The following is a 10,689-nucleotide window of genomic DNA, read 5'->3' on the forward strand; positions in this document are numbered from 1 at the left end:
ATGCGGCTTAACTTAGTGCCATTAGGCATTACCCTATTTACACCTCTACTATGAGCTAGTCCGACTACCTTGCTAAGCTTATCTCTAGCTTTTTAGGCTCCAAGATAAGCATTCAGAAATAGCAAGGTTCTCCCAAGTTCCAAAGCAATCAGTTCATCTACCCGCTACGGACTCAGACCCCGACACCTCCACGCATACTCGCCTTTACGTATTGCGTAGTGCTGATTTCAGGCATATGAAAACCTTGATCAGGTGCGACGAGGGTATATTACGGGGCTCAATACCTTCACTCGCGTTGTGGCTGATAGACCGCCCTTACTACAGCTTCATAATGTTCGTTACCTTGCATTATGTGTAGTTCGGTTCCAGACTGGTGGCTAGCCTTTTTCTGGGCTGGATTGTCCAGCTTGATTGCCTTAGCTTTGCTTGGCGCACTCATAAATTCACCATCTGTGTTTTCATTGATGACTTCAATTAACCGATCAACCGCCGATTGATCAATATCTTTTCGACTTTCTATGTAAGAGAATACCTGATTTAACAGATTTTTTCCAGCACTTAAAAAATACACTGATTGATTTGGATGCTTTAGCAGCCATTGTGTTAACTGTTCCACCAGATTATCACGGCTATGCTTTAGCATATACTCAAACATCAAATCAGGGTCAAACTTTGCCAGATCATCATCACTCATTACGGTGAGATCAATTAACTCAAATGACCTAAACGCATATTCAGCTGCCAGAGTCTTATCCTCAAAACAATCAAAAATACTGGTTGAATAAGGATAAGGGGACTTTTTACCATGATAAATTACCGCCGGTAACACTAATGGCAGTTTTTTATACCCTTGCTGCAAATGATGTTGCATAATCTGAGTGACATAAGTCAGCATTCTAAAAGCCATTAATGCGTCACTTGTACTTTGATGCTCCCAGATAACATAAAGGTACGCATCTTTGTCTTTGATTTTGCACGAATAAAGGACGTCACTTATAACTTTGTGCAGATTGTGCTGGATAAACTCGGTTGACCTGGATTTTATTGTCTTAAAGTCAATAAGTGCAACCAGCTCTGGTGAAAAATGTTGTTTAAGGGCTTTAATTGCTCTTTTTTTATCTGCCATATTTGCTTTAAAGAAAGCATCATGCGGTGTTGGAAAAGCATTATTATCTGGTGTTTTATCTTTTGACATCTCTGACCTCTATAGTAAGGCTATTGCGCTATTCTGCTACGATTGACTTAAGGTTTTCACTTTAACTTGATAATGATATAAATTGTTATCAATAACGATTTCATCATATTTGCGTTTTGGGTCTTTTTGATAGTGGATTTCCATCACCTTTTTGCCTTTTAACATAAAAACACGTCTGCCAGGCGCTATTTTAAGTGTGATATTGCTACCCTTTAGCATTTTTTCTAAAACATCAACAGAAGCATTACTAAAAATAAAATCAATTAACGTCTGCTTCACCCCCATATTGGCATTTGGCATCGGCAGTGTACTGCTTTGAATACATACACCATCGTAGACCAGTGAAAATATTGACCCACCCCATCCTGCGGCAGCAACAAGTACAATTTTATCTGCTGAAGCCTCAACTTCAACCTGTGTGGTATATGATTTTTTTTGCCCATTAATCAAATAGGTTGCGGTTAATAATTGTGAGGCATTAAAATGTAAATTTAATGCTTTAGGCGCTGGCAGTTGTAATGTCTGTTGAAAAACCTGTACTACAGGCGTTTGTGTTTGTTTTGTTTTTAACAGCGCACATCCTGCGCTCATCAACAAACAAGCACCAAAAAAAATAAGCGATAAATATTTCATTACTTTTTGTATCTTCATCACTTAGTGTGCCTTATCCCAATTATCACCAACACCAGTATCTACAATCAATGGCACTTTCAATAAAGCAGCCGATTCCATTAATTGTCTTATTACTGGTGTTAATGTTTCTACCTTGTCTTCTTTGACTTCAAATACCAGCTCATCATGCACCTGCATAATCATCTTTACGGGTAATTCTTCCTTTTGAATCATCTGATCAATCACGATCATCGCCCTTTTGATAATATCGGCTGCTGAGCCTTGCATCGGTGCATTGATCGCAACCCTTTCAGCAGCACGCCTTCTTGGAATATTGCGAGAATTAATATCAGGCAGATACAAACGCCTGCCAAAAATTGTCTCAACAAAACCATGTGTAAGGGCATCGCTTCTAGCTTGCTCCATATAACCTTTTACACCTGGATAACGTGAGAAATAAATATCAATATATTCTTGTGCTTCTGTACGCGAGATTTTCAACTGTTTTGCCAGACCAAAGGACCCCATGCCATAAATAAGACCAAAATTAACTGCCTTTGCCCGTCGTCTTTGCTCGGCTGTTACATTAGAAGGTTTAATCCCCAAAATCTCAGCTGCAGTAGCCTGATGAATATCTAAGCCTTTTTGAAATGCATTTAATAACGTTTGATCTCCCGACAAATGTGCCATTATTCTCAGTTCAATTTGCGAGTAATCAGCCGCAACAATCTTATAACCATCCTCAGCAATAAAAGCCTGACGAATTTTACGACCAATTTCAGAGCGAATTGGAATATTCTGTAAATTAGGATCAGATGATGAAAGCCTGCCTGTTGAAGCTACCGCCTGATGATAAGAAGTATGCACGCGATTTGTTTTTTTATTCACCATTAATGGTAATTTATCGGTATAGGTTGATTTAAGCTTGCTTAAGTGTCTGTGCTCCATGATTACATGGGCAATATCATACACTTCCGCTAACTCCTGTAAGACTTCCTCAGAGGTTGATGGCTGACCACCTGGGGTTTTCTTTATAACAGGCAGTTGCATTTTATCATATAATACCTCACGAAGCTGTTTGGTTGAGGCAAGGTTAAAATGCTCACCACTGATGTTGGCACATTGTTGCTCAAGTTCAGCAATTTTTCCTTCTAATACTTTGCTTTGTTCATGTAACAATGCACTGTCAATTTTCACACCAGTGCGCTCCATTTGGTCAATAACAAAACTTACTGGCAACTCTTCTTCCAAATAAAGTTTTTCAAGTGCGTGAACTTCACATACTTTTGGCCATAAATAAGTATGAAGCCGATAGGTAATATCGGCATCTTCAGCGGCATAAAACCCAGCTTTAGTAACATCAATCTGATTAAACGTTAACTGGTTTTTACCCTTACCAGCGAGGCTTTCAAAAGACATTGTTTCTATCTCTAGATACTTCTTAGCTAAAGAGTCCATATCATGTCGGGTTGATGCACTATTATAAACGTAGGATTCAAGCATTGTGTCATACAGCATACCCTTAACGTCAATACCAACCTGGCTTAATACCTTCATGTCAAACTTGGCATTTTGGGCGATTTTTTTGATTTTATCGTTTTCCAAAATCGGTTTTAATGCTTTGATAACGGTATTGAAATCAAGCTGTTTTGGTGCGTTTTCATAATCGTGTTGTAAAGGAATATACACGCCATGAAACGGTTTTAATGAAAAAGAAATACCAACAAGTCTTGCCTTAAAGGTATCTAATGAGTCGGTCTCAGTATCAAATGCAATAAGTTCTGATTGTTGTAATTGTTGACAAATATCTTCAAATTTTGCCATGTCAAAAATAATTTCATAATTGCTTTCATCAGGTGCCTGTTCATTTTTAATTTCAGTGGGTTGTATGCTGTTTTTTGCTTTTTCCAAATCACGCAAAAGCCCACGAAATTCATAATGTGTATAGGCTTTCTTTAAATAATCATAATCAGGCGTCTGCATTTTCAATTGATCCAAAGCATAAGCCAAATCCATATCACATTTTATGGTTGCAAGCTTATAAGATAGTGGTAACATCGTTAAACTATTTCTAAGATTCTCACCAACTTTGCCAGTGATTTGATCGGCATGATCCATAACACCTTGTAGATCCTGATACTCACACAGCCATTTTACCGCAGTTTTAGGACCCACTTTGGGTACCCCAGGAATATTATCAGAAGTATCCCCAACTAACGCCAGATAATCAACGATCTGGTGCGGCGATATGCCAAATTTCTGTTTGACAAAATCACTGTCCATCGTTTGATTTTTCATGGTATCTATCAAGGTAACATTGCCATTGACCAGCTGCGCCATATCTTTGTCACCCGTTGAAATAATGACATTATGACCGTCTTTGGCAAGCTTGATTGCCAAGCTTCCAATTACATCATCGGCCTCAACCCCTTCAATACATATTAAAGGGTAGCCTGATTTTTGAATCAACTCATGCAAGGGCTCAACTTGCATCCGAAGCTCATCTGCCATGGCTTTACGATTGGCTTTATACTGCGGGTACAGTTCATGACGAAAGTTTTTACCTTTGGCATCAAAAACAACAGCAACATAGTCAGTATTAAACTGTGAGGGCAGCTTTCTTAGCATATTAATCACGCCAAACATGGCACCGGTTGGTTCACCTTGGCTGTTTGTTAATTGCGGCAAGGCATGAAAGGCACGAAATAGATAAGAAGAGCCATCAACTAAGACAATATTTTGTGATTGTGACATTTTTAAAAATAGTGTTAATTTTCCAACTAAACTCTATCATACATGATCGATTGCTTTATCGCACCCATAAATCGTTTTACCGTATTTCTGGTAATCCTGCCATAATGACAATAAAGCTTAAGGAGAACTGTATTAGGAAAAGTGCTTGGATCTAGCCCAAAGAGATGTTTTTGTTATAGCCATAAAGGCCGTAAAATAAAATATACCCATAGCAGATAACAGGAATAATAAAGGCAATCTGGATACCAAGATAATCAGCAACAACACCTTGAAAAATGGGGATAATAGCCCCACCAACAATTGATGTACACAATAATGCTGAGCCATAGGTGCTATTATGATGTAATTCTCTATGTGCTAAGCCAAAAATTGTCGGAAACATAATTGAGTTAAATAAACCCACAGCTAAAATACTCCACATAGCAATGCTATAGCTTGAACTTATTGAAATAATGACAAGAATCATAGCAACAATCGCATTAAAAGATAATAACTTAGGCGGTTTAACAATCTTTAAGAAAAATGAACCAATAAAACGCCCAATCATCGCGCCTCCCCAATAAAAGGCAACATATTTTGCCGCTTGTGCTGCTGTTAATCCGCCAATAAATGGGCGTTCAAAATAATTAACCAAAAAGCTACCAATAGATACTTCAGCACCAACGTAAACAAAAATAGCAATACAGCCTAAATATAAATGTTTTTGACGGAATGTGTATTTATAGCCTGTTTCATCCAAATGTGCTTTTGTTTTTTTATCAACCATGGTTCCTTCAACTTTTTGAAGTGGAAAAAGTGTAAACAGTAACCCCAATATAAGCATGACAGAGCCAAGAATAAGATATGGTTTTTCAATAGATTCAACCAGTTGTCTATGGCTTGCTTGATTGACTGCTACCGATAGGATCAAAACACTGCCAAATAAAGGCCCAACCGTTGTACCTAAAGAATTCAAAGCCTGCATTAGAGTAAGGCGAGAGGCTGCTGTTTTTGGATTCCCTAAAAGGCTTGCATAAGGATTAGCGGCTACCTGTAAAAGTGTAATGCCACCACCTAAAATAATAAGGCTGAATAAGAAAAATGCATAAAGTGAAGAATAGGCCGCCGGAATAAATAAAAAACAGGCAAGCATGGTGATAAAAAAACCTAAGACAATACTCCACTTATGACCAAATTTAAAAACAAGCTTTCCAAGTGGTACCGATAAAACGGCATAAGCTGCAAAAAAGACAAACTGTACAAACATTGCCTGAGTATAATTTAATTCAAAAAGTGCTTTTAAATGAGGAATTAATATATCATTAAGAGAGGTTAAAAAGCCCCACATAAAGAAAGCCAAAGATAAAAGTGCAATAGATCCTAGTCGTTTATTCACAATTGATAACCCTATGGGTAAATTAAAGATCGCTTAGTATAGATAGATTTAAAATAAACTGTCAATTAGTCTATAATTATCGCCTGGGTTGAATTCGGGCCTTAACCTCTTAACCCCATCAGTAAAGCCACACATTTTATCATTAAGATTTCTATGCTATTTCATGAATTTAATCGATGGAGATCATCATTTAAAGCATCAATGACAAATTTGACTCATGCATCAAAAGCTGATATTTTTAACAAAATATGTGTAGTTTTTTTTCTTTTATTGGGGGTTATTTGACATATTCTATTATTGCAAAAGAAGGGGCTTATTTGGCTGTTGGTTGTGTAACCGCATCAGTTTGTGTTGGCGGCTTTGTTCCGCATGCTATAAGTGATTATGGTTGTTTAGCAACCCAGGGTTTTTATACAAACAGGCTGTATGCTGATTGGAGTTTTGAGTTGTTTTACAAGAACCAACCAGCACATAAAATAGTAGAAAAATTACTTGAAAAAGATGAAAATCATGGCTATCGGCAATGCATCATAATGGATAAATCTGGTCAGACAGCCGGGCATACAGGTAAATATAATGAAGATTTTTGTGGTCATATCTGCCAGCAAAATTTAGCCGTTGCCGGCAATCGCTTAAAAGATACTTCCGTTTTAAAAACCATGATTGAAAGCTACCAACAAAACCATAATCTTTCATTAAGTGAAAGACTGATCCTGTCACTTGAGGCAGGTTTTAAAGCAGGTGGTGATAAAAAAGGGGCGATTTCTGCAGCCATAAAAGTTGTTCATTTTGAGCAAAGCCCAATTGATTTACGCATTGATCAATCAAATGGATCGGCCCTTTTTGATGCGCTTAAAGCACTTAATAAGGCTTATTTTAAGGAAGACTTCCAAGATTTTTTGCAGTCAATACCAACAGATAGTCAACCAACAAAAGCCGGTAATAAATAAAACAAAATAAATGGGGAAATAATAATGATTCAATATAATGAAAATGAATTAATGGCTTATTTTGAAAAGGCAGCTGAATTTTCTAGTACCAAGCGTGGCGTAACACGGCTTTATTGTAGCCAAGAACATAAAAACTTCATTCCTGTTCTTAAAAAATGGATGCAAGAGGCAGGTCTTCAAACCAAAATCGACGCCATTGGAAATGTTATTGGTTTTAAACCAGGAAAAAAATCCAACAAAAAATTAATCATCGGCTCACATCAGGATACTGTGATTGAAGGTGGAAAATATGATGGTATATTAGGCGTTTTGCTTCCGCTTTATATTTTACAAAAATACCATGAACATGGGGTTGAGTTTGATTATGGGATTGAGCTTGTTGCCTTTGGCGATGAAGAAGGTGTGCGTTTTCCTGAAACTTTACTAGGCAGTAAAGCGCTTTGTGGTAATGTGGATAAAACCGCACTACAAGTTGTTGATAAAGATGGCATTTCACTAAAAGAAGCCTTAACATTTATTGGTGCCAACCCTGATGATCTGGCAGCATGTAAACGCAAACAGTCTGATATTATCGGCTACTTTGAAGTGCATATTGAGCAAGGTCCTATCTTAGAACAAAAGAATCTACCTGTTGGTGTTGTCACGGCTATTACAGGTATTCAACGCCATCGAGTATTTATTCAAGGACAGGCAAATCATGCCGGAACCACCCCCATGGATATGAGAAAAGACGCACTGCTAGCTGCCGCACAAATTATTACATTTGCAAATGCGATTTTTACCAAAACAGATAATCTTGTCGGTGTTGTTGGTGAGCTGAACGTTCAACCCAATGCTGTTAATGTGATTCCTGATCGTGTTGATTTAACAATTGAAATCCGCTCACCATCACCTGAAATTCGCCACAAAGCAGCAAAAGAAATTGAAGCATTTTGTCAGTCTTTAGCAACAAAACAAAACCTTGAAATTCAATCCAGCAAGAACTATGAAATGAATGGTGCTATTTGCGATAAAGACTTACAAAAGCAACTGGAAGAAGCCATCCAGGAAAACCAAATTACACCTTTTTCACTTTTCAGTGGTGCAGGTCATGATGGCTTAGCAATACAAGCACTTAGCCCTATTTCCATGCTGTTTCTACGCTGTGAAGCAGGAATTAGCCATCACTTTAAAGAAGAAATCAAACCTGATGATGCCATCATTGCAGCAAAGGTTATTGATTCTTTTTTGAGAAACCTTCAATACGATAGCACACAGAAAAACAGGCACTTAGCAAGTCAACAAACAGCTCCTGTGTGAATGCGATCATTACTAAGGTTTTTATCAAATTTTTAAGATGGGGAGGCACTTATGCAAGAAGAAAAAATGAAGGTACAAAAATGGTACCATAAAATAAACGACCCAATGGCATTAATTTTCTATATTCTGTTGATCACGGCCATGTTGACTTACATCATCCCAGCAGGTTCATTCAAAAGAATTCTTGAAAACGGGCAATCTATTGTGATTCCCCATTCATTTCATTTTATTACTGCCACACCTGTGAATATCTTTGATATTTTTGTAGCTATTCCTAAAGGCCTTATTTTAGCATCACAATACCTTTTTATCGTCTTTATTGCCGGAGGCCTTTTTCATTTAATGTCAAAATCAGGTGCGCTTGAAAATGCCATTGGCACTGCCGTCAAGCATATTGGTGCAGAAAAAAAGACATTACTTATTTTTCTTGCAACCTATATATACGGTATTTTTGGTATTGCGGTTGGCTTTGAAAACAACATCGCCTTAGTACCTGTTGCGATTATTATCTCATCAGCCTTAGGTTTATCTAATGTCGTTGGTGTATGTATTGCTGTAGGTGGTATTGGTGTGGGTTTTGCCTTATCACCAATCAACCCTTACACAGTAGGTGTTGCACAACACTTAGCGCATTTACCCTTATTTTCAGGTGCCTTATTTAGAACTATCCTGGTATTTTTTTCATTAAATGTGTTAGCGCTTTATATCGTAAAATTTGTTGCCAATAAACATCAATCGAGTAATGATCAAGCTCAAAGATTAAGTAAAAAAATTGATGAATATCATATGAGCAGGCGTGATCTATTGATTATACTGGTCTTTTTCACTGGCGTTATTGTAATTGCTGTTTGCTCGGCATTAGTTCAAGGATTTTATATTAATCAAATTACAGCTGTTTTTTTAATCGTTGCAATTATTATCGCCTTTATTTGTCATTATTCCCCTAATAAGTTTATTATGATTATGATGGAAGGGGCTTCAAAAGTAACAGCTGGCGCGCTTGTCATTGGATTGGCAGCCTCGATTAAAGTACTGTTAACCGAAGGTCATATTATTGATTCAGTGATTTATTATTTAAGCGGATCTTTAAATAACATTCCGACTTATTTGACTGCAATCATTATGACAATAGTGCAAGGCATTATTAATCTGTTTATTCCAGGTGGATCAGGTCAAGCATTAGCAACCATGCCAGTATTACTGCCGGTTGCCCAATTAATTGGCATGAGTAAACAATTGATGATTCTTGCCTTTCAAGTTGGTGATGGGCTGACTAACTTAATCGTGCCAACCTCAGGTGGGACATTAGCTATGCTTGCTTTAGGTGGTGTTTCTTATGGAAAATGGTTGAAAGTCATCACACCTTTTATGCTAATCGCCTATGGGGTTTCATGGATTTTCCTGGTGATTGGTTATTTAATTGGATGGTGATAGTATATTTCCACTAATCCTTGGGATAGATCACCAACCAGGCAGAATGAATGAGAAGTCCTTGAAGTAATATACAAAAATGGAAAGTGTGTAACTTCAGTAAATAAGGATATTAGAAAAAATTAGCTGACTACTTATTAAAGCAATTACTGGAATACATTAAATGATCTATTTTATTTTTCAACTGATCAATATCACCCGTATACCAAATACCATTTTTATGGTCGCTAAGTGTAATTTTATTATCTAAAGTATAGAAATGCTCCAAATTTGAAGTAACATCTACTTCACGAATAGGCTTTGAAAATTTAATCGTAAAGTCCTTGGCTAAGTTATTCAATTGCCCAATTGAGTCATCAAAATGGAATACACAACTATTTTTAGTTTGATCACCCTTAGGTATATTGTGATTATATATATCAATTAAATTTAAAACATTGCACGTTTTTGCAATTCTAAAGGGACACTTTTGACCAGAATTTAATGGCCAATCTGAGTTAGATACATAGCGTACAGACATATCATCTGCAACGGTTGTTGGCTTTGCCTGGTTCCCATAAATATAACTCATTATATTTTTATTTAACAAATTTTCATTATTTGTTGCTTGCCACATCAAATGATATTCATGTTGATCTAAGACATTTCTACCTGTATTAATACCAATACCACAGTGATACTTCATACATACTTGAATGGCTGCTTTTGCGCCAGGATTTGCCAAGCCTGAAGACTTTAGCGTATCATCAAAATCAAAGCTGCATATACATTGGTTATGCCCTGTTTGAGGATAAAGTTGGTCACTTCCCCACTTTTGGCTGATGGTATCAAGATAAGTATAAGGATCAGGAGAACCTTCTTTTACCTTTATAATCGCCCAAAACATAATACCGCCATATTGGTTTTGGTAAGTCCAAGCCGCTTTTTCAGCCAACGCTTCAGGGGTTTCTGCTTGTGGCATATCCCACTGTTTTTCTAAATCTAATCCTAAATATGCTTTATCTTTACCAATAACAGAAGCATAGTTTTTCATAGATTGTTGATACCCAGTTTTTGTCGAGTAGACATCTCTT

The 10,689-nt window shown here is 37.1% G+C and carries 8 protein-coding genes; 3 read left to right on the forward strand and 5 right to left on the reverse strand.

Annotated elements, in window-relative coordinates:
- Positions 1 to 286: 286 nt before the first annotated feature.
- From DNK84_RS06980 to DNK84_RS06995, 4 genes are all read right to left on the reverse strand, one after another.
- Complete coding sequence (locus tag DNK84_RS06980; RefSeq protein WP_119343832.1) at positions 287 to 1,195, reverse strand: Rpn family recombination-promoting nuclease/putative transposase; 909 nt, start codon at positions 1,193 to 1,195, stop codon at positions 287 to 289.
- 36 nt (positions 1,196 to 1,231) lie between these two features.
- A complete protein-coding gene (locus DNK84_RS06985; RefSeq protein ID WP_119343833.1) occupies positions 1,232 to 1,846 on the reverse strand; it encodes a DUF3261 domain-containing protein in 615 nt (204 codons plus the stop codon).
- Between the two features lie 3 nt (positions 1,847 to 1,849).
- The gene (gene polA / locus DNK84_RS06990; RefSeq protein ID WP_119343834.1) at positions 1,850 to 4,561 is read right to left on the reverse strand and encodes a DNA polymerase I; all 2,712 of its coding nucleotides are present in this window, start codon (positions 4,559 to 4,561) and stop codon (positions 1,850 to 1,852) included.
- Between the two features lie 151 nt (positions 4,562 to 4,712).
- Positions 4,713 to 5,936, reverse strand: a complete 1,224-nt coding sequence (locus DNK84_RS06995) for a sugar MFS transporter (protein ID WP_208123270.1) — start codon at positions 5,934 to 5,936, stop codon at positions 4,713 to 4,715.
- Positions 5,937 to 6,217: 281 nt separating this feature from the next.
- Between DNK84_RS06995 and DNK84_RS07000 the strand changes: the two genes are divergently transcribed.
- The 3 genes from DNK84_RS07000 to DNK84_RS07010 are packed head-to-tail and all read left to right on the forward strand — an operon-like array spanning position 6,218 to position 9,616.
- The gene (locus DNK84_RS07000) at positions 6,218 to 6,886 is read left to right on the forward strand and encodes a DUF1028 domain-containing protein (protein ID WP_162902289.1); all 669 of its coding nucleotides are present in this window, start codon (positions 6,218 to 6,220) and stop codon (positions 6,884 to 6,886) included.
- A 24-nt stretch (positions 6,887 to 6,910) separates the two neighbouring features.
- Positions 6,911 to 8,185, forward strand: a complete 1,275-nt coding sequence (locus DNK84_RS07005; protein ID WP_119343836.1) for a M20 family metallo-hydrolase — start codon at positions 6,911 to 6,913, stop codon at positions 8,183 to 8,185.
- Between the two features lie 51 nt (positions 8,186 to 8,236).
- Complete coding sequence (locus DNK84_RS07010; protein ID WP_208123271.1) at positions 8,237 to 9,616, forward strand: YfcC family protein; 1,380 nt, start codon at positions 8,237 to 8,239, stop codon at positions 9,614 to 9,616.
- Between the two features lie 130 nt (positions 9,617 to 9,746).
- Here DNK84_RS07010 and DNK84_RS07015 read toward each other — a convergent pair.
- The coding region (locus DNK84_RS07015; RefSeq protein WP_208123272.1) for a hypothetical protein at positions 9,747 to 10,689 on the reverse strand (943 nt) is incomplete at its 5' end.

The organism is Facilibium subflavum (assembly GCF_003574485.1).
GTDB classification, from domain to species: Bacteria; Pseudomonadota; Gammaproteobacteria; order Francisellales; family Francisellaceae; genus Facilibium; species Facilibium subflavum.